This is a genomic window from Sphingomonas longa, assembly GCF_016892685.1.
GTDB classification, from domain to species: Bacteria; Pseudomonadota; Alphaproteobacteria; order Sphingomonadales; family Sphingomonadaceae; genus Sphingomonas; species Sphingomonas longa.
Genome location: NZ_JAFEMC010000003.1, coordinates 166,866 through 191,347 on the forward strand (window position 1 = coordinate 166,866; position 24,482 = coordinate 191,347).

Genomic DNA, 24,482 nt, shown 5'->3' on the forward strand with positions numbered 1-24,482 from the left:
TCAGAGATCCCTGGCGAGCCGCACGCCGGTGAACTGCCACCGTTGATGCGGGTAGAAGAAGTTGCGGTAGCTGGCCCGCGCGTGACCACGCGGCGTCGCGCACGATCCGCCTCGCAGCACGAACTGCCCGCTCATGAACTTGCCGTTGTATTCGCCGACCGCACCCTCGACCGGCTTGAAGCCGGGATAGGGGCGGTACGCGCTGCCGGTCCATTCCCAGACATCTCCGAACAGCCCGCCGCCCGGTCGTGGCTCGACCGGACCCGCATCGGCCATCTGGTTGCCACCGGCGGGGTCAAGTCCGGCCGCCGCCGCTTCCCATTCGAACTCGGTCGGCAGGCGCGCACCGGCCCAGGCGGCATAGGCGTCCGCCTCGAAGAAGCTGACATGCGTGACGGGCGCGGCCGGATCGATCGCGCGCCGACCGTCTAGGCCGAAGCGCGTCCAGACGCCGTCCTGCTCCTCCCAGTATAACGGCGCGACGATCGCCTCCGCCTTCACCCACGCCCAGCCGTCCGCCAGCCACCAGCGCGCCTCGCGGTAGCCGCCATCGGCGATGAACGCCTGCCACTCGCCATTGGTGACCGTCCGGTCGGCGAGCGCGTGCGGGGTCAGCAACGCATCGTGACGCGGCCCTTCGCAATCGAACGCGAAACCATCGCCGGCATGACCGATCTGGACGATGCCGGTCCGTCCCTCCACCCATGCGATCGGCCCCGGCATCGCCACCGGCACCTTGCGCGCCGCCGGCCACAATGCAGGCTCCAGCGGGTTTTCGGAAAAGCCATGCAGGATATCGGTGACGAGCAGTTCCTGATGCTGTTCCTCGTGGTGACAGCCGAGTTCGACCAGTTCCAGCGCCGCGTCCGCCAATGTCGGCAGCGCCGCGACCAGCGCCGCGTCGACGTGTGCGCGGTACGCCCGCACCTCGTCCAGCGACGGACGCGTCAGCATGCCGCGACGGTCACGCGCATGGCGACGACCCTCGGCCTCGTAATAGCTGTTGAACAGGAACGGCCAGCGCGGATCGTGCAGCCGGTATCCGGGCACGTGATCGCGGAGCACGAACGTCTCGAAGAACCACGTGGTATGCGCCAGATGCCATTTGGTCGGCGACGCGTCCGGCATCGACTGCACCGTCGCATCGGCATCCGACAGCGGCCCTGCCAGCGCCAGACTCAATGCCCGGACCGCCTTCAGTCGCTCGCCAAGGGGTGACCGTGCGTCCGCTACCGCCGCTATCGTCATGCCCGCGCCTTTCGCCAATGTTGCGCGGACCTTAAGCTCAGCGCGTTCCCCCCGGAACCCACAGAACGTCGCCTGCGCCGCTTTGGTTCAGCGCCCGCGCGGCTACGAACAGGTAATCCGACAGTCTATTGATATAGGTTGCAGCTACGTGGCTCACGTCCGGCATTGCGGTGACCGAGCGTTCGGCGCGCCGGACCACGGCACGCGCCAAATGCAATCCGGCCGCACCGGCATCGCCACCGGGCAGGATGAAGCTGGTCAGCGGAGACAGGTCGGCGTTCAGTGCATCGATCGCCTGCTCCAGCCGCTCGACCTGCGTCGGCACGATACGCAAAGCGCCGTCGATGCCACCGGGCGTCGCAAGGTCGGCCCCCAGGTCGAACAGGTCGTTCTGGATGCGAGCCAGCTCATCGCGCACCGGCCCGGCCAGGACGTCGATCAGCGCCACGCCTAACACGCTGTTGGCCTCGTCCACGTCGCCGATCGCGGCGATGCGCGGATCGGACTTCGCGACGCGCGATCCGTCGACCAGCCCGGTGGTGCCGGTGTCGCCGGTGCGGGTGTAGATCTTGGTGAGCTTGACCATCGGGGGATCAGCGCGCGGACAGCGTCAGGTACGGCCCGCCGCGAACAGGATCACGACCACGATCAGCACCGCCAGCGCCTGGAAGAAGATGCGCTGCTGCATCATGCGGTTGGACTTGAGCGATGCCTGGCTCGGCCCCTCGCCATGCACCTGTGCATGCGATTCCTGAAGGAAGGAGACGACGCCGCGGACGAGCGCCACGACCGTCGCGATCATCGCGGCGATCAGCAGGATGACGAGGAACGTGTTCATGACGCTAATCTAGGCGTTCCGCGCCGAAAAACCAGTGGGCAAGCGGCCCGCCCGCAGCAGGTCGGCCAGCGCACGACCATCCTCCCCAGCCTCACGCAGGGCTGCCAACGTCGGCGCACCGTGCCGCTTCGCCAGCCGCTCGCCGTTCGGGCCGGTCAGCAGCGGATGATGACGATAGCGCGGCGTCGGCACCGCGAGCAGCGCCTGCAACAATCGGTGGATGTGCGTCGCGGCGAACAGGTCGATACCGCGCACCACGTCCGTCACGCCCTGCGCCGCGTCGTCGACGGTGACCGCCAGATGATAGCTGGACGGCGCATCCTTCCGCGCCAGCACGACATCACCCTGCGCCGCCGCCTCGCACGCAATGGTCCCCGCAGTTTCGTCCCACCAGTTCAGCGGCCCGGTCCGCGCCAGCGCCTTCGCGACATCCAGTCGCCAGCAATGCGGCGCATCCGTGTCCTCGTGGCGCGGCCGGTTTCGGCAGATACCCGGATACACCGCCTCCGGCCCGTGCGGCGCCGACAGGCTGGCCGCGATCGCCGCACGCGTGCAGTAGCAGCGATAGACCAGCCCCATCGCGTCCAGCTTCGCAAGTGCTTCGGCGTACAGGTCCAGCCGCTGCGACTGGAACACCGGCCCTTCCCAGCGGAGCCCCAGCCAGGCGAGATCGGCCAGGATGGCCGCGACATGCTCCGGCCGGCTCCGCGTCCCGTCGATATCCTCGATCCGCAGCAGGAACCGCCCGCCCCGCGTAACCGCGAAGTCATGCGCGCGAATCGCGGAGGCGGCATGCCCCAGATGCAGCCGCCCGGTCGGGCTTGGGGCGAAGCGGGTAACTATCCCCCCTTGACCCGGAATCATGCTCCGTGCTGTCATCATGGCGTCACGCCGATGGGCGACAGCGCCCGCGAGATCATCGGCGAATTCGCTTGGGAGGGCGCGTGTTTCATCCCGACCTGATCCGGCACCCCGACAGTTGTCCCACGCTCGTGCTCAACGCGGACTATACGCCGCTGTCCTATTACCCGCTCAGCCTGTGGCCGTGGCAGACCGCCGTCAAGGCGATGTTCCTCGACCGCGTCGACGTCGTCGCGCATTACGAGCGGGAGGTGCACAGCGCCAAGGTGTCGCTGAAGCTGCCGTCCGTAATCGCGCTGAAGCAATATGTGAAGCCGTCGCAATTTCCCGCCTTCACCCGCTTCAACTTGTTCCTGCGCGATCGGTTCGCCTGCCAATATTGCGGCGTCGCGCGCGATCTGACCTTCGACCATGTCGTCCCGCGCGCGCAGGGCGGACGGACGACATGGGAAAACGTGGTCACCGCCTGCGCCCCCTGCAACCTGAAAAAAGGCGGTCGAACGCCGAAACAGGCGGCGATGCCATTGTATGTGGAGCCTATACGCCCCACCAATTGGCATCTGCAGGAACATGGGCGGTCCTTCCCGCCCAATTACCTGCACGATACGTGGCATGACTGGCTCTACTGGGATATCGAGCTGGAAGCCTGAACGACTGGGCTGAATTGGGGATATCGATGCGGATCGTGGTGGCGGGCGTGATGGCGCTCGCAGTGGCGGCGTGCGGCGACAAGGCGCAGGACAATATGGCGGCGGCCGATGCGAAGGCCGCGAACTTCACGCCGCCCTCGGTCACGTCGCGACTCGATTACGGCGGCGCGATCAGCCGCCGGTTCCGCACGCTCGATCGCAATGGCGACGACGCGCTGACCACGGACGAACTGCCTCGCGCCAACACGCGGCTGACCACCCTCGACCGCAACGGCGACGGCAAGATCACCCAGATCGAATATTCCGAAGGGCTGCTCGCGCGGTTCGATGCGATGGACCTGAACCACGACGGGACCGTCACCTCCGAGGAGCGTGAAGCCTATCGCGGTGGTCAGCGCGGCGCGCCGACCCCGGTCGCGCCGGGGCCGTAAGCCCTGGTTCCGTGAAGACCAGCCGCCCTACCAGCTTCTGGGCGAATGGCCGACGCGCTTGGCCACCGCCGCCTCGACCTCGTTGAGCTGCGCGCGGCTGAGAACGCCCGCCGCCAACAGGCTGCGCATCAGTTCGTCGCACAGCGCGGCGAGGAAGTGCAGCTCGTTCCGCTCCTCCGCGCCACGCCCATCATCGCCCAACCCGCCGTCGCCGAGCCCATCGTCAACCGTGAGAAGCTCCACCGGGCTGGCGTCATCGCGCCAGCCCTGATCCAGACCCATATCCATGCCGTCATCTCCTCTACGCGTGTACGCTGACGATGATTACTCCTCCTTGACGTCCCCATAGGGGTTGCCGAGGAATTCGGCTTCGAGGCGACCCAGTTTCTCGCGCCGCTGGAGGAGGAGTTTGGTTAACAGCGGCATGATCTGGATCGCCGCATCGACCTCGTCCTTCCCCGCCTCCTGATCGCACAGCACCTGCATCTGCCGCTTCACTTCGTCCTCGGTCGCCTGAAGCAGGCCCTGCGCCATCCGAAGCTGCGATCTCTGCACATCCTTCGCCAACCGACGCGCCCTGCGCAGCAGGGTGAGCTTGTCGGTGATGTCGATGATGATGGCCACCACGTCCGAATGGCAGCGTCCTGACGGATGTTCCTCAATTACTGGCGCATCGACGCGCCTAAAATGGCGTTAATCGAGCATCGTGGTTAACGTCTGCAGCCACCGCCCCGGACCGGGACATCGCGCATGAAAATTAACCTGTTGCGTGTCAGGACCGCCGGATGGCCTGTTGCACATCGCGGCATCGCGCCTCCCACCAGGGGAAGACGGCGGATTGTGCCGCCATACCGTCGAACTGGTCTTCCATCGTCGACCGAAGGCGTTCGGCCAGCGCGCGCAGCGGCTCCGCGCCGTCGCCGATGAGCGGATCGGCGGCAATGCGCTCGAGCTCGCCGATATCCGCCGCCATCGCCGCGAACTCCCGCGTAACGCCAGCGGAGCGGCTCCCGAAGGGGTCGCTGGACTGACGGATCGGAGCATGGTCATGCCGCACATCGCCCGAATACGCCGAAGACGTTTAACGATTCTGAAGATCGCGACCGGCAGGTCCGCTCTTGGCCGGTAAGAGCATGACAGTTGACGCCCGCCCTGCCGCAGCGCAGCATCGTCGCATGGCCAGCCTTCCCCCCATCGCGAACAATCCCGACATCCGATACCTCGGCGCGCTGCTCGGCGACGTGATCCGCGCCTATGGCGGCGAGCGGCTGTTCGCGGCGACGGAGACGATCCGCCGTGCCTCGGTCGAACGGCACCGCGGCCTGAACGACGGCGCGTCCGTCGACCTCCAGCTCGAAAAGCTCGACCTCAACGAGACGCTGGATTTCGTTCGCGGCTTCATGCTGTTCTCGATGCTGGCGAACCTCGCCGAGGATCGTCAGGGCATCGCCGCCGAGGAGGGCGCGGACGTCGCCTCCGCGCTGCGCCGGCTCGCCGACGAGGGCGTCGATGCCGCGTCGGTACTGGCGCTGCTCGACCACGCGCTGGTCGCGCCCGTGCTGACCGCTCACCCGACCGAGGTGCGGCGCAAGAGCATGATCGACCATCGCAACCGCATTGCCGAACTGTTGGCGATCCGCGACGCGGGGCGCGAGGAAACGACCGAAGGCGATCTCGTCGACGAAGCGATCACGCGGCAAATCGCCCTTTTGTGGCAGACGCGCGTCCTGCGCCGCGACCGGCTGGGGGTGGCGGACGAGGTGGAAACCGCGCTGTCCTATTTGCGCGACGTGTTCCTGCCGGTGTTGCCCGCCCTCTACCAGCGCTGGGACCGCGCGCTCGGGCATCGCACGCCGCCCTTCCTGCGACCGGGAAGCTGGATCGGCGGCGACCGCGACGGCAATCCCAACGTCACCGCGGCCTCGCTGACGCTGGCGCTGGGCCGCGCGAGCGAGGCGGTGCTCGGCTATTATTGCGATACGATCCACGCGCTGGGGGCGGAGTTGTCGATCTCCTCGCTGCGCATCGACATCGATCCCGCGGTCGAGGCGCTGGCGAATGCAAGCGGCGATACCGCCACCAGCCGTCAGGACGAACCGTTCCGCCGTGCGCTGTCGGGCATCTACGCGCGCCTCGCCGCCACCTATCAGGCGCTGACCGGCAAGGGCGCGCCCCGGCCCGGCGCGCTCCGCGGCGCACGCTACCCCGACCCACAGGCGTTCCGCGCCGATCTGGTCACGCTCGCCCGCGCGCTGGCGACGATGGGCGCGATCAAGGGCGGGGACGGTGCCTTGCGGTCGAGCGGCGCGCTCGGCCGGCTGGTCCGCGCGGTCGACGTGTTCGGATTTCACCTCGCCGCGCTCGACCTGCGCCAGAATTCCGCGGTGCACGAACGCGTCGTTGCGGAACTGCTCGCGGTCGCCGGGGTCGACGCCGACTATCTCGCGCTCGACGAAGCGGCGCGGATCGCGCTTCTCCGCCGCGAACTCGCATCGCCACGTCCGCTGACCAGCCGCTTCCACGCCTATTCGGACGAAACCGCGTCCGAACTCGCGATCGTCCAGGCCGCGGCGGAGGCGCATGCCCGTTACGGCCCCGCCGCGATCGGCATCTACATCGTGTCGATGGCCAAATCGGTGTCCGACCTGCTGGAGGTGCACCTGCTGCTCAAGGAAGCCGGCCTCTACCGTCCTGGCGACACGCCGACTGCCGCAATCATGGCCGTGCCCCTGTTCGAGACGATCGAGGATCTGGAGGCGGCACCGGCGATCATGACCGACTGGTTCGCGCTCCCGGAAGTGGCCGCGATCGCCGCCGCCCGCGGGCATCAGGAGGTGATGATCGGCTATTCCGATTCGAACAAGGACGGCGGCTACCTGTCTTCGACCTGGGGTCTGTCCAAGGCATCGACGGCGCTCCGCCCGGTGTTCGAGGCGGCGGGCGTCGGCATGCAGCTGTTCCACGGACGCGGCGGCGCGGTCGGGCGCGGCGGCGGCTCCGCCTTCGCGGCGATCCGTGCGCAGCCGACCGGCACCGTGCAGGGCCGCATCCGCATCACCGAACAGGGCGAGGTGATCGCCGCCAAATACGGCACCCGCGAAAGCGCGGCGACCAATCTGGAGGCGATCGCGTCGGCGACCTTGCTCGCCAGTCTCGAACCCGCACGCCTGTCCAACTCGGAAAACAGCGCCTTCGCCGCGGCGATGGAGACGCTGTCCGGCACCGCCTTCCGCGCCTATCGGGACCTCGTCTACGGTTCCGACGATTTCCGGACCTTCTTCCGCCAGATGACTCCAATCGCGGAGATCGCGAACCTCAAGATCGGCAGCCGCCCCGCCAGCCGCACCAAGTCCGACCGGATCGAGGATCTGCGCGCGATCCCGTGGGTGTTCAGCTGGGCACAGGCGCGCGTGATGCTGCCCGGCTGGTACGGGGTCGGTCAGGCCATCGCGGCGTTCGGGGACAAGGGCCTGCTGCGCGAGATGGCGAAGGGTTGGCCGCTGTTCGCCTCCACGCTTGCCAACATGGAAATGGTGCTGGCGAAGTCGGACATGACCGTCGCGGCGCGCTATGCGGAGCTGGTCGAGGACGGTCTGCGCGACCGGTTCACGACGATCCGCGACGCGTGGCACCTGACGCAGGACGGTCTGCTCGCCACCACCGGCCAGTCGCGCCTGCTGGAGGATCACCCGGCGCTCGACGCCTCGATCCGGCTGCGGCTGCCTTATATCGAGCCGCTCAACCTGCTCCAGATCGAACTGATGAAGCGCCACCGCGCCGGCGATCAGGACGAGCGGATCGGGGAGGGCATCCTGCTGTCGATCAACGCCATCGCGACGGGCCTGCGCAACTCGGGCTGACGCGCGTCAGCCCGAAAACCAGTGCTTGCGCAGGAACCACCCGATCACCCCGACCGAAATCGCGATGCACATGCCGGCGATCATATCGAACGCCCACGGCTCCTTGGCGAACGGCAGCCCTTCCACGTTCATGCCGTACAGACCGGTCAGGAACGTCAGCGGCAGGAACACCATCGCCACGATCGAAATGACGAGCGAGCGGCTGTCGATCTGCTCCGCGCGCAGGTCGGACAGCGTTTCGTGCATCAATGCGGAGCGTTCGCGGATCGATTCCAGTTCCTCGGCCATGCGCGCGGCGCGGTCGGCGGCGGCGGCGATGTGGAGGCGGTCGTCGTCGCCCAGCCAGTCGCCCGACAACGACGCCAGCTTCTCCAGCGCTGCCCGCTGCGGGCTGAGGAAACGGCGATAGGTGATCGCCGCGACCCGCACCTTGCTGACGGTGCGGCGCAGGTCGAAGACGTGGTTGGGGTCCAGCCGCTCCTCGCAATCGTCCAGTTGATCGCCCAGATCGGCGACGTCGGGATCGAGGTCGTTGGTAATCGCCGCGGCAAAGGCGGTGATGAGGTCGCCGGGATCGCGAATCTCGCCCTTTGCGACCTCTTCCTTGACGACGCCGACCGCAATCATCGGTTTGCGCGTGACCGAGTAGCAGCGGCCCTTCACGGCCCAGATACGCACCGACGCCAGCAGATCCGAACTGTCGAGCGGATCGTGCGATCGGCCACGCAGGTTAAGGAACGCGCCGTGGCCGATCGCCTCGCACCGGGGGCGCGTTTCTGTCGCGGTCAGCGCATCGACGATATAGTCGTCGAGCTGCGCCACATCGTGCAGCCACGCGATCGTCTCCGCGTCGATCTGCGGCAAATGCACCCAGATGAGCTGGCACTGCTCCGCCATCGCGCGATCGAGGTCGATCGCCTCCGCCTGACCATCGACGATCCGGTAGCAATACGCCTTCATGCCATGTCCAGCCGGATCGAGAGGCCGGGTTCGTCGGTCGGTCCGCCCGCGATCCGCGCGGCATCGGCGCGGGCGCGGTCGAGGATCGCGCGCGGCACGTCCGCGGCATGGAAGACGCGGTCGGCGGAGGCGAGCAGTCTCGCCTGACGCAGGGTCAGGTCGTCCGGATCGGGCGAGGTCAGCGCAATGCGGACGAGCGTAGCGGGCGCGGGCGCCTGCGGATCGACCAGCCACGCGGCGACATCGCGCTCCTCCAGCGGATCGAGCGGCCCGGCAGGGGCGAGTGCGGCGGCGATGGCGCGACGCCGCTCGCCTCCGTCGGGAAAGCGGGCGCGCAGCGTCGCGCGACCGGCGTGCAGCCCCTTCGCGAGCGTGCCGAGCGAGGCGGGCAGCAACGCCTCCAGCCGCTGGCGCAACGCCGCGGCGAGGCCCGCGGAGACGCCGCCGGTGCCGATCGCGACCAGCACCGGGTCGCGGTCGACGATCGCGGGCAGCGTGAAGTCGCAGTGATCGGGGCGATCGACGGCGTTGACGAGGATCCCGCGCGCCTTCAGCCGGGCGACCGCGGCCAGCGCCTCCGCTTCGTCGTCGAGCGCGACGATGGCGAGTGTGGCGGACACGTCCTCACCCACGACGACTGCCCCCGCACGGTCGAGCAGGCGGCGCTTGGCGTCCGCCGCCTCGCCCTCACCCAGCAGGATCACGGGGCGAGCGACGAGGCGGACGAAGAGCGGAAGGCTGTGGAGGGTCATCGGCGGTAGCTGCTCATCCGATGGGCTTTCTGTGTCGCGTCATGCCGGGCCGGTCCCTGCATCCACCGGTGCGCGAACCGGCCGGCTGATCCTAGTGGCGAACCGTGGATGCCCGGACAAGCCCGGCATGACGGGTCGGGTTCCTACCTCAGCAAAAGCCCAGTCAGGGATTACCCCGCCAGCCAATCCGGCACGCGCTCCGCCGCGATCAGCGCCTCCGCCGCGACGCGGTCGGCGACCACCGCATACCGATCGCCGTCGACCAGCACTTCGGGCACCAGCGGGCGGCTGTTGTAGGTCGACGCCATCGTCGCGCCGTACGCCCCCGCCGTCCGCAACACCGCGAGATCGCCCGACGCGACCGCATCGATATCGCGGCCCATCGCGAAGGTGTCCCCGCTCTCGCACACCGGGCCGGCGATGTTCGCGATCATTCGCTCGCCGGTCGGCTCCACCGCAACGAAATCGTGATAGGCATCGTACAGCGCGACGCGGGCAAGGTCGTTCATCGCCGCATCGACGATGACATAGGGGTGGACGACGCCCGGCTTGACCCAGATAACTTCGGTCGCGAGCACGCCCGCATTGCCGGCGATGACGCGGCCGGGTTCGAACATCAGCTCTACGTCCCACCCTTTGGTGACGCGCGCGACCATCGCGCCGTAATCGGCGGGAGACGGCGGCATGTCGCCGCTCCTGTACGGCACGCCCAGACCGCCGCCAAGGTCGACATGCGTGACCGTGTGGCCGCTCGCGCGCAACTCCGCGACGAGATCGCCGACGCGCGCATAGGCCGCCTCCAGCGGGGCGAGGTCGAACAACTGGCTGCCGATATGGATCGCGATCCCACGCAGGTTCAGGCCCGGCAGACCCGACAGGCGCGCATACATGTCCGCCGCCTGATCGATCGGCACGCCGAACTTGTTCTCCTTCATGCCGGTCGAGATCTTGGCGTGCGTGCCGGCGTCGACATCGGGGTTCACGCGCAGCGTCGCGGGGGCAGTCAGCCCCCGTTCGGCGGCGAGCGCGGCGAGGACGACGCCCTCCTCCTCCAGCTCCAGGTTGAACTGGCCGATGCCGGCGTCGAGCGCGGCGGCCAGTTCGGCGCGGGTCTTGCCGACGCCCGAGAAGACGATGTCGGCGGGCGGCATGCCAGCGGCCAGCGCCCGCTTCATCTCGCCGACCGACACTACGTCCGCGCCGTAGCCTTCGTCGGCGAGGACGCGGAGGACGGCGAGGTTGGGATTGGCCTTGATCGCGTAGGCGAGGTGCTTGCGCGAAACATCCTTCAACCCCTCACGGAACACCTGCGCATGGCGGCGCAACGTGGCGGCGGAGTAGATGTAGACGGGCGTCCCGACCGCCTCTGCGATCGCGGGTACGGATACGTCCTCGACGTGGAGGACACCGTCCCGATAGGCGAAATGGTCCATGCGATTCCTAAGTTCGATAGCCCCTCCCCTTCAGGGGAGGGGTTGGGGTGGGGCCTCTCCGCCAGCGACGGGCTTGCGGAAGCACCCCACCCCCCGCCCCCCTCAAGGGGAGGGGTGAAAGATCACTGCGGCGGCAGGTTGAAATCGTCGGAGCGGCGCTCTTCCGAACGGCGCAGCAGCTCGTCGTTGCGGAGCGGGCGTTGCTGCGTCGTCGGGGTCAGCAACTGCGCCGGCGTCGGCGTCGCGCGCGCGCCGACCGGGGCGACGGGCAGCTTGCCGCCCGGCGGCGGTTGCAACCCGTCCGCCGCGCCGCACCCGGCGAGCAGCAACGCCGCGAAAAGAACGAGACGCGTCATGCTTCCCCCCTGGCGACGGCGATCGCCGCGCGGACATTGGCCGGCGCGGTGCCGCCGAAGCTGGTGCGACTGGCGACCGAGGCATCGACCGACAGCACGTCGAACACCCGCGCGTCGATCCGCGCATCCATCGCCTGCAAATCGCCCAGCGGCACCGCGTCGAGCGTCACCCCCAGCGCCTCCGCCCGCGCCACCGCGCGGCCAGTGATATGATGCGCCTCGCGGAACGGCACCCCCGCCTCCCGCACCAGCCAGTCGGCGAGATCGGTGGCGGTGGCATAGCCCGATTCGGCCAGCGCGCGCATGCGATCGGTGCGGAACGTCGCGCTCTCGACCATGCCGGTCATCGCCGCGATGCTGAGGCCGAGCAGGTCGTGCGCCTCGAACACCGGCGGTTTGTCGTCCTGCATGTCCTTCGAATAGGCGAGCGGCAGGCCCTTCATCGTCATCATCAGCGACACGAGGCACCCGGTGATCCGGCCGGAATGGCCGCGCACCAGCTCGGCCGCATCCGGGTTGCGCTTCTGCGGCATGATCGAGCTGCCGGTCGACCATTGATCGCTGAGCGCGACGAAGCCGAAGGGCTGCGACGCCCACAGCACGAACTCCTCCGCGAGGCGCGACAGGTGCAGCGAGCATTGCGCCGCCGCGGCAAGGTAATCGAGCGCGAAATCGCGGTCGCTGACCGAATCGAGCGAGTTGCGCGTCGGCCCGTCGAACCCCAGCGCCTCTGCGGTCGCGTGCCGGTCGATCGGAAAGCCAGTCCCCGCCAGCGCCGCCGATCCCAGCGGACACAGGTTCATCCGCGCTCGCGCATCAGTGAAGCGCGACACGTCGCGCGCGATCATCTCGTGATACGCCATCAGATGATGGCCGAGCGTCACCGGCTGCGCCGATTGCAGGTGCGTGAAGCCGGGCATTACGGCCCCGGCATGCTCCTCCGCCCGCACCAGCAGCGCCGCCTGGAACGCCGTCAGCGCATCCAGCACCTGATCGATCGCATCGCGCACCCAGAGGCGGAAATCGGTCGCAACCTGATCGTTGCGCGACCGCGCGGTGTGAAGGCGACCGGCGACGGGGCCGATCGCATCCGCCAGCCGCGCCTCGGTCAGCATGTGGATATCTTCCAGCGACAGGTCGTCGGGCACGCCGTCCCGCTCATAGCCGGCGGCGACCTGCGTCAGCCCTTCGGCGATCGCTTCTGCGTCGGCGGGCTGGACGATGCCCTGTTTCCCGAGCATGGCGACATGCGCGCGGCTGCCCGCCACGTCCTGACGCCACATTCGCTGGTCGAAGGGGAGCGAGGCGTTGATCTCGCGCATCACCGCGGACGGCCCTTCGGCGAAGCGGCCGCCCCACATGCTGTTGGAGGTACTCATGCGCTCGATCGGTCTCGTTCTCGTCGCCGGGCTGGCGGTCGCCGGTTGCGATAGGGCCTCGACCCCCGCCGGGCAAGAACAGGCGTCTCCGGACCAGATGGCGAATGCCGTGTCGCCCGACGAAGCCGCGCCGTCCGGTGCGGTCGCAGCGAAGCCCGCCGGCACGATCGACCGCAGTCACAAGGGGGAAGCCGCGCCGACGCTGGCGTTCGTCGACCCGGAAGGCAAGCCGGTGACGCTGGCGACCTATCGCGGCACGCCGGTGCTGCTGAACCTGTGGGCGACATGGTGCGGTCCGTGCGTGAAGGAGTTGCCGACGCTCGACGCGCTGGCCGTGCGCGAAGGGGCGAAGTTGCGCGTCGTGACACTGAGCCAGGACATGGACCCGGCCAAGGCGACCGCGTTCCTCACGGAGCGCAAGTTCAAGGCGCTGAAATCGTGGACCGACCCGAAAATGGCGTGGGTGCCTGCGGTCGCGAGCAACCTGCCGACCAGCATCCTGTTCGACGCGCAGGGCAAGGAAGTGTGGCGGACGATCGGCGACCTCGACTGGACGGGCGAGGCGGCGACGAAGGCGGTGGCCGAGGCGGGGTGATCGTCGCGGGCGGGTCGCTCTCCCTCTGTCCCACCCAGAGGGAATGGGAGAGCCGGTAAAACCGCAGCACCACTGGTCGCGCCAGATGCGCTTCGCCCTGATCTGCGAGGCCAACGACCTCGAACACTGTCTCGCCGAACGGGACCACCCGTGGACCAACAGCAAGGTCGAGCGCATGAAGCGGACTATCAGGGGCTTTGACGACGGATACCATGAGCGCTGCGGACGCACCTCGCCGCTTTCACGGGTGGCTGCCACATCTTCCAGCGCCACAAAAACGCTCGGCAGCCATTCACACGGAACGAGGCGCTACCGGGAGAACCCGGTAGCGCCTCGTCGCGACGGTGGGGCGGCCTCGCGATCAGGCGAAGGACAGCCTGACCGTCATGGCACGCCGCCGCCGCAGCGCGCCGCCGGCGAGGCCGACGCCCGCGATCATCATCGCCCAGCTGGTCGGCTCCGGCACCGCGCCGCCGAGGAAATTCCGGTAGATCGATGCCGTGCTCATCCGGTAGCCGGGGCGGCTCAGCGGATCGAACGCCAGATCCCAGCCGATCATGTCATACGCCGCCAGATCGAGCGCGGTCACTTCGAGGGTCTGTCCAAACGCGATGGTCGGATCGAGGATCCCCTCCGAAGGGTCGCCGCGCGGCGAGTCCTTCCAATGCGACGCCTGTTGCCCGTCGCCGTTCAGGCGACCGGTGGACATCAGCGAATTGCCGAACAGCTGTGTCCGCCCGCCGTCGGCCGACGTGTAGGGCGTGTTCTGCGTCGACCAGTCCAGACGGCCGGGCGCGCTGTAGCGGAAGTAATCGAGAGGTGTCAGGATCACGCTCGTCTCTGCCGCCCCGGGAAACTGCATTCCCCTTGGCCCGGTGACCGCGTCATAGATGTCCACGCCGCTGACGAACCCCAGGGCGTGCCCGATCTCGTGAATGGCGGTGCCGATGAAATCGAAGCTGTTGGCGGCGATGCCGTTTCGCGGATCGAAGTCGAAGTTGAAATCGCTGCTGAACGTGATCGCGCCATCGAAGGCGTTCTGATTGATGGGAATACCATTGGCATCCCTAGTCAGGCCCAGAGCCTTGGCGTTGGCCACGTTGACGGAGGCGACGCCGTTATTGATTGAACCGTCATTATCGAACCGCGTGCGGGTATCGATATAGGCGGTGCGCGTGACGTTGAAGGCATTCGCCGTCGCGGAGAGGTAGGTTTGTCCCCGGTCCCCGTTCGCCAGTGGCTGGAGCGATCCGACTGCCATACGATCCAGTGACGAGGTCGCGTCCGATGCGAGCCTGCCATAGACAGCGGAATTGTCCACGAAGGCGCGAGCCGAAGCCGTCTGTCCCACGATGTTGGAGCCCAGCGAGGAGAAGCCGATGCTGAGATTGATGTTGGTGTTGTCGCGCAGGACGGACGACCAATAGCTGGCAGCGACCTCGAAGCCGAGGCGGGCCTGCGATCCGACCGCGGCTCCGCCGGAGTCGATCAGGGTAAAGGTCACCGCCTGCGCCGGCGCGATCGAAAGGCCCGCCAGCGTGGTCGCGGTGGCCGTGAGCAGAAGTTTGCGAAGCAATGCGTGCATGGATCACCCTACGAATTTCAGAACATCATCAGGAAATCGGTCCGGCACCTGCCGGACCGATGCGTCGGTTGGTGTCAGGCGGCGGCGGCGAGCGCATTCCGCGAACGGCGACGCAGAGCGCCCCCGACCATACCGATCCCGCCGATCATCATCGCCCAGGTCGCCGGTTCCGGCACCGAGTTGGCGTAGGAGACGCTGTACCTCGCCAGATCCTGGCTCAAGAATCCCGGTTGACCAAAGAATGCAACAACTCCGAAAGTAGCATTCTCGAATCCAGAGTCAGGCAGATCACGATTGATGTTTGTACCAAGCGGATAGAAGAGAGAAAGCACAATAAAGTCCGTCGTCTCAGGGATTTGCGAGTAGAAGGAAATGATATCCAGGAACGCGTCGCTGCTAACGTCGATGGACAGCGGTTGCGTTGCACGCGTCTCTCCGAAGAGATCAAAAGAATGCTGCCACGGGGGAGTTCCTGTATAGACAGCAATGTCAGTTCCTGGCTGACTGAAGTCCCGGCGGGAGGCTGTTCTCGTATCGAACGTAAATCGACCCGACACGTCGCCATTCAGTCGATTTGTCGTACTGGCATATTCGATGGTCACGACACGAGCCTCCGCAGCCCCGGACCACAACGCAAGCGCTGCAACTGCACCAAGATACTTGATCATCTTATGAGCCCCTTATTACGCCAATTGTCTCGGTACGAGCATTGCCCGGATCGACCGGGATCGCCTGTGTGAACGACCGGTTAACAAGGTGTAGCAACAATCACGGCCGAGTCAAAAATGCATTTCGCAGGTGAACTCAGGCATTAGCCGGTTTGTACGGCCCCACCTGATGACAACACTATCGTCATATTTGAAACTTATATTCACTATAGATTAGGTGTTACTATGTTGCGTAGCGGTATGATGTTTGCGGTGAAGCGGTCTTTTGTCTGGGCGAACGGAGTGTGAGGGGAATGACTGCGCTTGACCGGCGAGCCGGTGAATTGGCGGAGCGCTATTCCTCCAAGGTTTCCAGCGACCCCCACGCGGCGGAGCCGACATGCGGCAGACTTCGGTTCCCGTTTCGGCACCTTTCCAGATGGTCGCGATATCGCGCGCGTCTTCGACAAGGGCGTCCGTGTCGATGCTTGGTCGCCCAGCGGGACATGGGTCCTAAGCCGCGTTGCGCACGGGTCCATGGTGGGTCCCCCTCTAGCAACAGCGCTGTCCAAGACGGCAAGGCGCTACCGGGAGAACCCGGTAGCGCCTCGTCGCGACGGTGGGGCGGCCTCGCGATCAGGCGAAGGACAGCCTGACCGTCATGGCACGCCGCCGCCGCAGCGCGCCGCCGGCGAGGCCGACGCCCGCGATCATCATCGCCCAGCTGGTCGGCTCCGGCACCGCGCCGCCGAGGAAATTCCGGTAGATCGATGCCGTGCTCATCCGGTAGCCCGGACGGCTCAGCGGATCGAACGCCAGATCCCAGCCGATCATGTCATACGCCGCCAGATCGAGCGCAGTCACCTCCAGGGTCTGCCCGAACCCGACGGTCGGATCGAGGATCCCCTCCGACGGGTCGCCGCGCGGCGAGTCCTTCCAATGCGACGCCTGTTGCCCGTCGCCGTTCAGGCGACCGGTGGACATCAGCGAGTTGCCGAACAGCTGGGTCCGCCCGCCATCGGCCGACATGTAGGGCGTGTTCTGCGTCGACCAGTCCAGACGGCCGGGCGCGCTGTAGCGGAAATAATCCAGGGGCCTGACGAGCGCGCTCCTTTCTGCCGCCCGATCGAACTGAAATCCCGTGGGCCCCGTGAGCGCGTCGTAGATATCCACACCGCTGATGAACCCCAGGGCATGTCCGATCTCGTGGATGGCGGTGCCGATGAAATCGAAGCTGTTGGCGGTGATGCCGTCCCGCGGATCGAAATCGAAGTTGAAATCGCTGCTGAACGTGACCACGCCATCCAAGCCGTTCTGAGAGATGGGGCTGCCAAAGGCGTCCCTCGTCATGCCCAGAGCCTTGGCGTTGGCGGTGTTGACCACGGAGATAGCGTTATTGATCGAACTGTCATCGTCGAAGCGCGTGCGGGTGTCGATGTAGCCGGTGCGTGTGGCGTTCAAGGCATTCGTCGTCGCGGAGAGGTAGGTTTGGCCCCGCTCCCCGTTCGTCAGCGGCTGGAGCGATCCGACCGCCGTACGATCCAGCGACGAGGTCGCATCCGATGCGAGCCGGCCATAGACGGCGGAATTGTCGGCGAAGACGATGTTCGAAGCGGTCTGACCTACGACGCCGGAGCCCAGCGAGGAGAAGCCGATACTGAGATTGATATTGGTGTTGTCGCGCAGGACGGACGACCAATAGCTGGCGGCGACCTCGAAACCGAGGCGGGCCTGCGATCCGATTCCGGCCCCACCGGAGTCGATCAGCGTAAAGGTCACCGCCTGCGCTGGCGCGATCGAAAGGCCCGCCAGCGTCGTCGCGGTGGCCGTCAGCAGAAGTTTACGAAGCAATGCGTGCATGAATCACCCTCGAATTTCAGAACATCATCAGGAAATCGATCCGGCGCCCGCCGGATCGATGTGTCGGTTGGTGTGTCAAGCGGCGGCGGCGAGCGCATTCCGCGAACGGCGACGCAGAGCGCCCCCGACCATACCGATCCCGCCGATCATCATCGCCCAGGTCGCGGGTTCCGGCACCGAGTTGGCGTAGGAGACGCTGTACCTGGCCAAATCGCCGCTGATCGGACCCGATACACCATAAAATGTCACGGCGCTCAGCACGGCATCTTCATATCCCGTTTCGGGCAGATCCAGAGTGGGGCGTGCTCCGACGCCATATTGAAGAGTGAAAGCGACGGACACGGGTATTCCTGGAACTTCGGAGAAGAACTGAATGAGGTCGCCAAAAAACTGATCGGATATCTGGATGAACATCGGGCGCGTAAACACCTCGCCGAAGAGATCGAAGGTATGCACCCACGTCGGCGACCCGCCGTAATTGGCTGTTTCGATCCCCTGAACAATCCTGCGTTCACTGAAGGCTGTTCTCGTATCGAACGTGAATCGACCCGACACGTCTCCACCCAATATGCCCGTCGTGGTGGCATATTCGATGGTCACGACACGGGCCTCCGCGGCCCCGGACCACAACGCAAGCGCTGCAACCGCACCAAGATACTTGATCATTTTATGAGCCCCCTTATTGCGCAAACTGCTTCAGCATAGAACTTTTAGCGTTTCGCCGAGATCACGTGTCTGAATGTTTGGTTAACAAGGTCTAGCAGCAACTGTGATTGAGTCAAAGAATGACTTTCACTAGCAAAATCATTAAGTTCATGGGCTCGGCTAAAACTTCACAGGAACGCTCGATGGTTCACATTCAAAAGTTGTCGGCACTCGCAATTTAAAATTGTAATGTTGCGTGACAGCTCAAAATATGCGGCAGAGCGTTGCTTTTGGTCGTCAGGGCAATTTGTTGCGGAAGTAGCCGAACTGGAACGGTAGCCTGCCGGTCCCTTCAGGCGTGAAAGGGCGAGGGGCGCGTCTGGGCGCCCTGTCGCAACATCGCCACGATCATCCGAATGCTGGGACGCATGTAGCGGGACCGCGGCCAGATCGCATGGATCGGCATGTCCGCGCCGGCGTGATCGTCCAGCACCGTGCGCAGCGCCCCGGTCGCGAGGTGGTCGGCGATCAGCCAGGTGGGGAGCTGACATAGGCCGCACCCTGCGAGCGTCGCCGCCACCATCGCCTCGCCGTCGCTCAGTTCGTGGCGCACGCGCACCGGCACGGAGGTGATGGTCCCATCCGCTTGCCGCAGCAGCCAGACGGGATGCGCGCTCCGCTGCCAGCCGGTGATGCAATCCCGCGCTGCGAGGTCGGCCGGAGTCGACGGCGCACCATGTTGGGCGAGATAGGCGGGTGACGCACAGATCACGAGCCGCTGGCGACCCAGCGGCACGGCGACCAGGTCGGCATCGTCGGCCAGCCGCCCGATCCGCACCGCCAGATCGACCCCTTCCTCGACGATACCGGCGGTGCGTTCGCTGAAATTGATCGACAGGTCGAGCCGCGGGTGCCGCAGCACCAGTTCCTGCAGCATCGGCAGGACATGGCGTCGCCCGAACGCGCCGGGCAGGTCCAGCCGCACGCGTCCGACCGGCTCGCTGCGGCCGGTCAGCAGTCGCTGTTCGACATCGTCGAGTTCCTCCAGCGCGCGGACGCAGCTTTCGTAATAGTCCTCGCCCTCATGGGTCAGCGTGATCCGCCGGGTCGTCCGGTGAAACAATTTCGTGCCGAGGCGGGCCTCCAGCCGCGACACGCTCTTGCCGACGGCCGAGCCGGTCAGGCCCAGCGTGGCGGCTGCGGCGGTGAAACTGCCGGCCTGCGCCACCCGCACGAACTCGATCACGCCCGCAAGGTCCTGCACATCCATTGTGGAATGCTAGGACGGAGTGATCGTCGTGGGCAACGGATTATCGTCTGCCAACGGCGCATTAGATTGTGACGGTACGAAGGAGTTATCCGATGTCTGCCGCGTCCCTGTCCCGTCATCCCGGCTACCGCAGCCTGTTCGCGCCCAAGGCGCTGACGCTCGGCCTCATCATGCCGCTGGAAACCTACCCCGATGCGCCCGCACCGACGATGCGCGGCCATATGGCTTCGGCGGTCGCGGCCGATGCCGCGGGCCTCAGCGCGCTGTGGATGCGCGACGTGCCGTTCTACGATCCGGGCTACGGCGATGCCGGTCAGGTGTTCGAGCCGCTGACCTATCTCGCCGCGATCGCATCGGTCACGACGTCGATCGCGCTGGGGACGGCAGGCATCGTCCTGCCGCTGCGCGAGCCCAAGCTGCTTGCCAAGCAGGTGGCGACGGTTGATCAACTGTCGGCAGGACGCATGATGCTCGGCCTGTCGTCGGGCGATCGTCCGTCCGAATATCCGCTGTTCGGCATCGACTTCGCCACGCGCGGCGAACGGTTCCGCGACGCCTTCGACGTGTATCGGACGGTGATCGGCAGCGACTTTCCGCATTTTGCCTCGTCGCGCTTCGGCCGCGGCGACGGCCGCCTCGATCTGGTACCCAAGCCGGCGTTCGGACCGGTCCCGACGATCGGCATCGGCCGCGGCCAGCAGTCGCTGGAGTGGGTGGCCGCCAACATGCATGGCTTCATCGCGCCGTCGCCGTCGATCGACCGGCTCGGGGACTTCGCAAGCAATTGGCGCGATCTGGTCGAGCGCGCAGCGGGTGACACCGTCTTCAAGCCGATCGGCATCGCCGGCTATCTCGATCTCGTCGCCGACCGCGATCAGCCGTTGCAGCAGATCCGCGCCGGCTTCCGTACCGGCAGCAAGGCGCTGGCGGAGTTTCTGGGACAGGCGCGCGATGCCGGCATCAACCATGCGGCGCTCAATCCCAAGATCAGCCGTCGCCCGCATGCCGCGCTGATGGACGATCTGGTGCGCGACGTGCTGCCCCATTTCCCGAGCCTTTGCCCACCTGCGCACGCGCTGGCGGCCTGAACCCATTGAGGAAGCATATCATGACCATGTTGTTCGAACCCTATGATCTCGGCGACCGGCGGCTTGCCAACCGCGTCGTCATGGCGCCGATGACGCGCGCGCGCGCACCGCAGGAGATCCCGGACGCGCAGACGGCGCTATACTATCGGCAACGCGCCGGCGCCGGCCTGATCGTCACCGAAGGGCTGCCGGTGTCGGAGGAGGCACGCGGCTATCTCTACGTGCCCGGAATCTTCAACGACGCGCAACAGGCCGGGTGGACCCAGGTCACCGATGCCGTGCACGCCGAAGGCGGCCGCATCTTCGCGCAGTTATGGCATGTCGGGCGAGTCTCGCATGTATCGCTGCAACCCGGTGGCGCGGCACCGGTGGGCCCGACCGGACAAGCGGCTGCCGACGTAACCGCCTTCACGATCGGCGACGACGGGAAAGCCGGCCCGGTGCCGGTCAGCACGCCGCGGCCGCTGTCGACCGGCGATGTGGCGCGTGTCACGGCGGATTTCGTCCGCGCAGCCCGCCGTGCGATCGATGCCGGTTTCGACGGGATCGAGCTTCACGGCGCCAACGGGTATTTGTTCGAACAGTTCATCAACGGTGCGCTCAACGACCGGGACGATCGCTACGGCGGGTCGGTCGAGAACCGGCTGCGCTTTCTGATGGAGACGATCGACGCGGTGGCGGCGGAGATCGGGATGGAGCGGGCCGGCGTCCGCATCTCGCCCTTCGGCCGGCTCTACGACATGCGCCCCTTCGCCGACGAGGCGGAGACCTGGGTGCAGGCGGCGGCAGCCTTCCAATCGCGACGGCTCGCCTACGTCCACCTGAGCGATCAGTTGACGATCGGCGCCGAGAAGATGCCGGAAACGTTCGCGGCCGACTTCTGCCGCACCTATCGCGGGACGCTGATCGCGGCGGGCGGCTTCGATCGACACTCGGGCGAGGCGGCGTTGCAGGCCGGCCAGCTCGACCTGATCGCGGTCGGGCGCGGCTTCATCGCCAACCCCGATCTCGTCGAGCGCTGGCGTCATGGCCACCCGATCGCGGAGGCCGATCGCGCTACCTTCTACGGCACGTCGGGTGCGCGGGGCTATACCGACTATCCGGTCTGGTCCGCCGACATGGAGGCGGCGGCATGAGCATGATCGACACCCGCCTCGCGGCGCTGCTGGAGATGGAGGACATCCGCCAACTTCGGCTGCGCTATTCCGCCAGCCTCGACAGCGGCGACATCGACGGGCTCGATCGGGTGTTCGCCCCCGATGCGACGGTGAGCGTCACCGTCGGCACGATGACGGGGCTGTCCGCGATCAAGGCGGGGCTGGCCGAGGCCTTCCGCCAGTTCGATCGCGACGGACGCGGCCGCTACCCCTTCCTGCACGCGATCACCAATCATCAGGTCACGCTGACCGGACCGGACACGGCGGAGGGACGCTGCTACCTGATCGATTTCGAAACCGCGTCGAAGCCCGACCCCAATCCCCTGCTGCTGCTCGGCCTGTATGCCGACCGATACGTGCGCATCGACAGCGCCTGGCGGATCGCCAGCACGGTGCTGGAGGTCGCCTGGCCGGCAGCGGAGGGTAGCCCGGATCGTGCACACTGATCCGGCAACCGGCACCAGCGGCGACGGGATGACACCTTGCATCCCGAAGCCCCTCGGCGCGACTGGGGAGCGATTGAGGTAACCCCGAAGCAATCCGACGGGACACATCTCCGCCCACGCTCGACCTGCCAGCAGCCACAGCCACAGGCTTGGCCCTCACCGCAACCGCACCACGAACACCGTGCCCGGCCCGTCCTCCAGCACCAACGACCCGCCATGCGCGTCGAGCAGCGAGGCCGCGATCGGCAGGCCTAGTCCCGTCCCGCCCGTCGTCCGCCGCGTCGTGAAGAACGGTTCGAACACCCGCGCGCGATCGGCAGGCGGGATGCCCGGACCCGTGTCCGACACGCGCACCGACACCCCATCCCCCTCGCCCACCGCCACGATCGACGCCGATGACGCCCCCGCCTGACGACTGTTCGCCAGCAGGCCCGCCAGCACTGCCTCCAGCGTCGCCGCATCGATCCGCGCCGACAATCCGGCCGGCACCGCGACCTCGACCGCGAACCCATTGCCCCGCTCCGCATCCGCTACGCGGTGCGCGACGGCAGCGAGATCGGCCCGGCCGTCGCCACCCGTGCCCATGTCTGCCCGAGCCAGATCGAGCAGGCGCGTCACCAGCAACGCGAGGCGATCGGCGTCGGCATCGGCGTTGGTCAGGAAGCGATGCCGCTCGTCGGGCGACATCGTGTCGCCATGTTCCGCCAGCAGTTCGAGCGCGCCGCGGATGCCCGCGAGTGGCGTCTTGAACTCGTGGCTGACCGCATGCGCGAAGTCGCGCAAATAGCGGGACCGCCGCTCGATCGCCTCCGCCATGATCGCGAAGTCGGAGTAAAGCCCCTGGATCTCGATCGCGGCGGTGACCGGCGCGGGTGGCACTTCTCCGCGGCCACTGGCGACGGCGCGGGTAGCCGCGCCCAGCGCCTCGATCGGGCGGGCGATCCCGCGCGACAGCAGCCCGCTGAGGAACACCAACGTCCCGAAGATCAGCACGATGCCGAGCGCGATCTTGCCGCGATCCTCGTACAACCCCTTGAACAGCGCGCGGGCGGAGCGGGACAGCAGCAGCACGCCGACCACGCGGCCGTTCACCACGATCGGCCGCGCGTGGTGGACGCGGATCGCAGCGGCGCGCGACAGCCATTCGAACCGGTACACGGCGCGGTACGCCCCGTTGCGGCGCAGGACGGTGGTGGCGCGGCCCTGCAACGCGGCGGCGACTTCCGTCAGGGCGGCATAGCTGCCGTCCGGACCGACGCCGTCACGATCGAGCAGCGTCAGGCTCGCCAGCGTTTCCGCCTTGGTGGCGGCGGCGACGGGAGCGAGCCTCCGCGCCGCGGCGACCGCATCCGCCGTCATGTCGCGCGCTGCGGTGGCGGCGGGCCGCTCAGGCAGGATCGGTGTCGTGCTGAGATCGATGCCGCTATCCGGCGCGTCGTACCCGTATGGGTCCGAAGCATCCGATCGCGCCGGACTCGCCACCACCGCACGTCCAGGCAGCACGTCTGGCCAGAGCAACGCGGCGGTGGCGGCGAGCGCGGCTCCCTGCGCGACCAGCTCTGCCTCCGTCTGGCGCACCAGCGTATTCTCGTAGACGCGCAACCCCACCGCACCGACGCCGGGCAGCGCCGCCACCAGAAACAGCGTCGCGAACAGGATCGTCCGCAGCCGCAGCCGCGGCCAGTGACGCTTCGCCCAGGCTTTCACGCCACGGGCTGCTCGCCGCGGCACGGCCCCAGCGCATAGCCGATACCCGCGCGTGTTTCGATCAGGTCGGTGCCGCCGACATTCGCGAACTTCGCGCGCAAATTGCGGATGTGACTGTCGATCGTGCGGTCCGTGACCGCGAAACCCGGCCCGTGCAGCCGGTCGATGATCGCGTCGCGCCCGAACACCTTGGCCGGCATCGCCGCGAGCAGGCGCAGGATCGAGAATTCGGTGACGGTCAGCGGCACCTCGACATCCGCCCAGTTGGCGCGCCAGCCATCCATGTCGAGCCGCAGCAGCCCCTGCGCGATCGTCGCGGCGGCGGGTTGCGGCGGTGCGGGGGCGGCGACGCGGCGCAGGATTGCCATCACGCGCGCCACGACCTCACGCGGGGAGAAGGGCTTCACGACATAATCGTCCGCGCCCAGTTCGATGCCGATCACGCGGTCGATCTCGTCGTCGCGGCTGGAAAGGAACAGGATCGGCACCTGACTGTCGGCGCGGACGCGGCGGCACACTTCCAGCCCGTCCATCCGCGGCATGTTGATGTCGAGGATAATGAGGTCGGGCTGCTGCACTTCGACCAGCGCCAGCGCCGCCTCCCCGTCCGCGGCCTCGATCGCGCCGAGCCCGGCCTTAGCCAGTGCGAAGACGAGCAACTGGCGGATATGCGGATCGTCGTCGACGACAAGGATGGTGCGCGGCATCGGGCAC

At 67.0% G+C, this 24,482-nt stretch carries 25 protein-coding genes and 2 pseudogenes; 7 read left to right on the top strand and 20 right to left on the bottom strand.

What is annotated here, in order from left to right; genetic code table 11:
• Genes egtB through gluQRS form a run of 4 tightly spaced genes read right to left on the bottom strand, consistent with a single transcriptional unit; the run spans position 1 to position 2,950 of the window.
• The gene (gene egtB / locus ILT43_RS10685; protein WP_204198957.1) at positions 1-1,248 is read right to left on the bottom strand and encodes an ergothioneine biosynthesis protein EgtB; all 1,248 of its coding nucleotides are present in this window, start codon (positions 1,246-1,248) and stop codon (positions 1-3) included.
• Positions 1,249-1,285: 37 nt separating this feature from the next.
• Positions 1,286-1,834 carry a cob(I)yrinic acid a,c-diamide adenosyltransferase gene (locus ILT43_RS10690; protein ID WP_204198958.1) on the bottom strand — a complete coding sequence of 183 codons (549 nt, stop codon included), beginning with the start codon at positions 1,832-1,834 and terminating at the stop codon, positions 1,286-1,288.
• 24 nt (positions 1,835-1,858) lie between these two features.
• The gene (locus ILT43_RS10695) at positions 1,859-2,086 is read right to left on the bottom strand and encodes a twin transmembrane helix small protein (RefSeq protein ID WP_204198959.1); all 228 of its coding nucleotides are present in this window, start codon (positions 2,084-2,086) and stop codon (positions 1,859-1,861) included.
• A 9-nt stretch (positions 2,087-2,095) separates the two neighbouring features.
• On the bottom strand, positions 2,096-2,950 hold the full coding sequence (gene gluQRS / locus ILT43_RS10700; protein WP_204198960.1) for a tRNA glutamyl-Q(34) synthetase GluQRS: 855 nt from the start codon (positions 2,948-2,950) through the stop codon (positions 2,096-2,098).
• Between the two features lie 80 nt (positions 2,951-3,030).
• Between gluQRS and ILT43_RS10705 the strand changes: the two genes are divergently transcribed.
• Together ILT43_RS10705 and ILT43_RS10710 are read left to right on the top strand one after the other, a co-directional pair.
• Positions 3,031-3,597 carry an HNH endonuclease gene (locus tag ILT43_RS10705; RefSeq protein ID WP_318293487.1) on the top strand — a complete coding sequence of 189 codons (567 nt, stop codon included), beginning with the start codon at positions 3,031-3,033 and terminating at the stop codon, positions 3,595-3,597.
• A 26-nt stretch (positions 3,598-3,623) separates the two neighbouring features.
• Positions 3,624-4,028 (top strand): EF-hand domain-containing protein, encoded by a 405-nt coding sequence (locus ILT43_RS10710; protein WP_204198961.1) that lies wholly within the window; start codon positions 3,624-3,626, stop codon positions 4,026-4,028.
• A gap of 27 nt (positions 4,029-4,055) precedes the next feature.
• On the opposite strand, the gene ILT43_RS10715 is transcribed toward ILT43_RS10710, so the two are convergent.
• The 3 genes from ILT43_RS10715 to ILT43_RS10725 form a co-directional block, all read right to left on the bottom strand.
• On the bottom strand, positions 4,056-4,316 hold the full coding sequence (locus ILT43_RS10715) for a hypothetical protein (RefSeq protein WP_204198962.1): 261 nt from the start codon (positions 4,314-4,316) through the stop codon (positions 4,056-4,058).
• Positions 4,317-4,352: 36 nt separating this feature from the next.
• On the bottom strand, positions 4,353-4,652 hold the full coding sequence (locus ILT43_RS10720) for a hypothetical protein (RefSeq protein WP_204198963.1): 300 nt from the start codon (positions 4,650-4,652) through the stop codon (positions 4,353-4,355).
• A gap of 148 nt (positions 4,653-4,800) precedes the next feature.
• Positions 4,801-5,001, bottom strand: a complete 201-nt coding sequence (locus ILT43_RS10725; protein WP_204198964.1) for a hypothetical protein — start codon at positions 4,999-5,001, stop codon at positions 4,801-4,803.
• A 202-nt stretch (positions 5,002-5,203) separates the two neighbouring features.
• Here ILT43_RS10725 and ppc point away from each other — a divergent pair, with 202 nt between their 5' ends.
• A complete protein-coding gene (gene ppc, locus ILT43_RS10730) occupies positions 5,204-7,888 on the top strand; it encodes a phosphoenolpyruvate carboxylase (RefSeq protein WP_204198965.1) in 2,685 nt (894 codons plus the stop codon).
• A 6-nt stretch (positions 7,889-7,894) separates the two neighbouring features.
• On the opposite strand, the gene ILT43_RS10735 is transcribed toward ppc, so the two are convergent.
• From ILT43_RS10735 to argH, 5 genes are all read right to left on the bottom strand, one after another.
• Complete coding sequence (locus ILT43_RS10735; protein WP_204198966.1) at positions 7,895-8,848, bottom strand: zinc transporter ZntB; 954 nt, start codon at positions 8,846-8,848, stop codon at positions 7,895-7,897.
• Entirely contained in the window at positions 8,845-9,600 is a 756-nt protein-coding gene (locus tag ILT43_RS10740; protein ID WP_204198967.1) for a precorrin-2 dehydrogenase/sirohydrochlorin ferrochelatase family protein, read from the bottom strand. The genes ILT43_RS10735 and ILT43_RS10740 overlap by 4 nt, the downstream gene beginning before the upstream one ends.
• Positions 9,601-9,770: 170 nt before the next feature.
• Positions 9,771-11,033, bottom strand: coding sequence for a diaminopimelate decarboxylase (gene lysA / locus ILT43_RS10745; protein ID WP_204198968.1), 1,263 nt, complete (start codon positions 11,031-11,033; stop codon positions 9,771-9,773).
• A gap of 122 nt (positions 11,034-11,155) precedes the next feature.
• On the bottom strand, positions 11,156-11,389 hold the full coding sequence (locus ILT43_RS10750; protein ID WP_204198969.1) for a hypothetical protein: 234 nt from the start codon (positions 11,387-11,389) through the stop codon (positions 11,156-11,158).
• On the bottom strand, positions 11,386-12,750 hold the full coding sequence (argH, locus tag ILT43_RS10755) for an argininosuccinate lyase (protein ID WP_211534492.1): 1,365 nt from the start codon (positions 12,748-12,750) through the stop codon (positions 11,386-11,388). The genes ILT43_RS10750 and argH overlap by 4 nt, the downstream gene beginning before the upstream one ends.
• A gap of 16 nt (positions 12,751-12,766) precedes the next feature.
• On the opposite strand from argH, the gene ILT43_RS10760 reads away from it, so the two are divergent.
• A complete protein-coding gene (locus ILT43_RS10760) occupies positions 12,767-13,363 on the top strand; it encodes a TlpA family protein disulfide reductase (RefSeq protein ID WP_204198971.1) in 597 nt (198 codons plus the stop codon).
• 361 nt (positions 13,364-13,724) lie between these two features.
• Here the strand turns inward: ILT43_RS10760 and ILT43_RS10765 are convergent, their stop codons facing one another.
• The 6 genes and pseudogenes from ILT43_RS10765 to ILT43_RS10785 all read right to left on the bottom strand — a co-directional run bounded on the left by ILT43_RS10765 (position 13,725) and on the right by ILT43_RS10785 (position 19,370).
• On the bottom strand, positions 13,725-14,948 hold the full coding sequence (locus ILT43_RS10765; protein WP_204198972.1) for an NF038122 family metalloprotease: 1,224 nt from the start codon (positions 14,946-14,948) through the stop codon (positions 13,725-13,727).
• A 74-nt stretch (positions 14,949-15,022) separates the two neighbouring features.
• Positions 15,023-15,616, bottom strand: coding sequence for a PEPxxWA-CTERM sorting domain-containing protein (locus ILT43_RS10770; protein WP_204198973.1), 594 nt, complete (start codon positions 15,614-15,616; stop codon positions 15,023-15,025).
• 615 nt (positions 15,617-16,231) lie between these two features.
• Positions 16,232-16,339, bottom strand: a pseudogene (locus ILT43_RS19875) (PEPxxWA-CTERM sorting domain-containing protein); the annotation flags it as partial.
• 87 nt (positions 16,340-16,426) lie between these two features.
• Positions 16,427-17,455, bottom strand: a pseudogene (locus tag ILT43_RS10775) (NF038122 family metalloprotease); the annotation flags it as partial.
• Positions 17,456-17,530: 75 nt separating this feature from the next.
• Complete coding sequence (locus ILT43_RS10780; RefSeq protein WP_204198975.1) at positions 17,531-18,121, bottom strand: PEPxxWA-CTERM sorting domain-containing protein; 591 nt, start codon at positions 18,119-18,121, stop codon at positions 17,531-17,533.
• 331 nt (positions 18,122-18,452) lie between these two features.
• Positions 18,453-19,370, bottom strand: coding sequence for a LysR family transcriptional regulator (locus tag ILT43_RS10785; protein ID WP_204198976.1), 918 nt, complete (start codon positions 19,368-19,370; stop codon positions 18,453-18,455).
• 92 nt (positions 19,371-19,462) lie between these two features.
• On the opposite strand from ILT43_RS10785, the gene ILT43_RS10790 reads away from it, so the two are divergent.
• The 3 genes from ILT43_RS10790 to ILT43_RS10800 are packed head-to-tail and all read left to right on the top strand — an operon-like array spanning position 19,463 to position 22,061.
• Positions 19,463-20,458 (top strand): TIGR03571 family LLM class oxidoreductase, encoded by a 996-nt coding sequence (locus ILT43_RS10790; RefSeq protein ID WP_204198977.1) that lies wholly within the window; start codon positions 19,463-19,465, stop codon positions 20,456-20,458.
• Positions 20,459-20,478: 20 nt separating this feature from the next.
• A complete protein-coding gene (locus tag ILT43_RS10795) occupies positions 20,479-21,594 on the top strand; it encodes an alkene reductase (RefSeq protein WP_204198978.1) in 1,116 nt (371 codons plus the stop codon).
• Positions 21,591-22,061 carry a nuclear transport factor 2 family protein gene (locus ILT43_RS10800; protein WP_204198979.1) on the top strand — a complete coding sequence of 157 codons (471 nt, stop codon included), beginning with the start codon at positions 21,591-21,593 and terminating at the stop codon, positions 22,059-22,061. Before ILT43_RS10795 ends, ILT43_RS10800 begins: the two co-directional genes overlap by 4 nt.
• 156 nt (positions 22,062-22,217) lie before the next feature.
• Here the strand turns inward: ILT43_RS10800 and ILT43_RS10805 are convergent, their stop codons facing one another.
• Positions 22,218-23,768, bottom strand: coding sequence for an ATP-binding protein (locus ILT43_RS10805; protein WP_204198980.1), 1,551 nt, complete (start codon positions 23,766-23,768; stop codon positions 22,218-22,220).
• Entirely contained in the window at positions 23,765-24,475 is a 711-nt protein-coding gene (locus ILT43_RS10810) for a response regulator transcription factor (protein ID WP_204198981.1), read from the bottom strand. The genes ILT43_RS10805 and ILT43_RS10810 overlap by 4 nt, the downstream gene beginning before the upstream one ends.
• Positions 24,476-24,482: the final 7 nt, after the last annotated feature.

Bases quoted from the DNA above. Each gene is read 5' to 3' on its own strand.
- egtB (WP_204198957.1), bottom strand. From the start codon at position 1,248: ATGACGATAGCGGCGGTAGCGGACGCACGGTCACCCCTTGGCGAGCGA.
- ILT43_RS10690 (WP_204198958.1), bottom strand. From the start codon at position 1,834: ATGGTCAAGCTCACCAAGATCTACACCCGCACCGGCGACACCGGCACC.
- ILT43_RS10695 (WP_204198959.1), bottom strand. From the start codon at position 2,086: ATGAACACGTTCCTCGTCATCCTGCTGATCGCCGCGATGATCGCGACG.
- gluQRS (WP_204198960.1), bottom strand. From the start codon at position 2,950: ATGATTCCGGGTCAAGGGGGGATAGTTACCCGCTTCGCCCCAAGCCCG.
- ILT43_RS10710 (WP_204198961.1), top strand. From the start codon at position 3,624: ATGCGGATCGTGGTGGCGGGCGTGATGGCGCTCGCAGTGGCGGCGTGC.
- ILT43_RS10715 (WP_204198962.1), bottom strand. From the start codon at position 4,316: ATGGATATGGGTCTGGATCAGGGCTGGCGCGATGACGCCAGCCCGGTG.
- ILT43_RS10725 (WP_204198964.1), bottom strand. From the start codon at position 5,001: ATGGCGGCGGATATCGGCGAGCTCGAGCGCATTGCCGCCGATCCGCTC.
- ppc (WP_204198965.1), top strand. From the start codon at position 5,204: ATGGCCAGCCTTCCCCCCATCGCGAACAATCCCGACATCCGATACCTC.
- ILT43_RS10735 (WP_204198966.1), bottom strand. From the start codon at position 8,848: ATGAAGGCGTATTGCTACCGGATCGTCGATGGTCAGGCGGAGGCGATC.
- ILT43_RS10740 (WP_204198967.1), bottom strand. From the start codon at position 9,600: ATGACCCTCCACAGCCTTCCGCTCTTCGTCCGCCTCGTCGCTCGCCCC.
- lysA (WP_204198968.1), bottom strand. From the start codon at position 11,033: ATGGACCATTTCGCCTATCGGGACGGTGTCCTCCACGTCGAGGACGTA.
- ILT43_RS10750 (WP_204198969.1), bottom strand. From the start codon at position 11,389: ATGACGCGTCTCGTTCTTTTCGCGGCGTTGCTGCTCGCCGGGTGCGGC.
- argH (WP_211534492.1), bottom strand. From the start codon at position 12,750: ATGTGGGGCGGCCGCTTCGCCGAAGGGCCGTCCGCGGTGATGCGCGAG.
- ILT43_RS10760 (WP_204198971.1), top strand. From the start codon at position 12,767: ATGCGCTCGATCGGTCTCGTTCTCGTCGCCGGGCTGGCGGTCGCCGGT.
- ILT43_RS10765 (WP_204198972.1), bottom strand. From the start codon at position 14,948: ATGCACGCATTGCTTCGCAAACTTCTGCTCACGGCCACCGCGACCACG.
- ILT43_RS10770 (WP_204198973.1), bottom strand. From the start codon at position 15,616: ATGATCAAGTATCTTGGTGCAGTTGCAGCGCTTGCGTTGTGGTCCGGG.
- ILT43_RS10780 (WP_204198975.1), bottom strand. From the start codon at position 18,121: ATGATCAAGTATCTTGGTGCGGTTGCAGCGCTTGCGTTGTGGTCCGGG.
- ILT43_RS10785 (WP_204198976.1), bottom strand. From the start codon at position 19,370: ATGGATGTGCAGGACCTTGCGGGCGTGATCGAGTTCGTGCGGGTGGCG.
- ILT43_RS10790 (WP_204198977.1), top strand. From the start codon at position 19,463: ATGTCTGCCGCGTCCCTGTCCCGTCATCCCGGCTACCGCAGCCTGTTC.
- ILT43_RS10795 (WP_204198978.1), top strand. From the start codon at position 20,479: ATGACCATGTTGTTCGAACCCTATGATCTCGGCGACCGGCGGCTTGCC.
- ILT43_RS10800 (WP_204198979.1), top strand. From the start codon at position 21,591: ATGAGCATGATCGACACCCGCCTCGCGGCGCTGCTGGAGATGGAGGAC.
- ILT43_RS10810 (WP_204198981.1), bottom strand. From the start codon at position 24,475: ATGCCGCGCACCATCCTTGTCGTCGACGACGATCCGCATATCCGCCAG.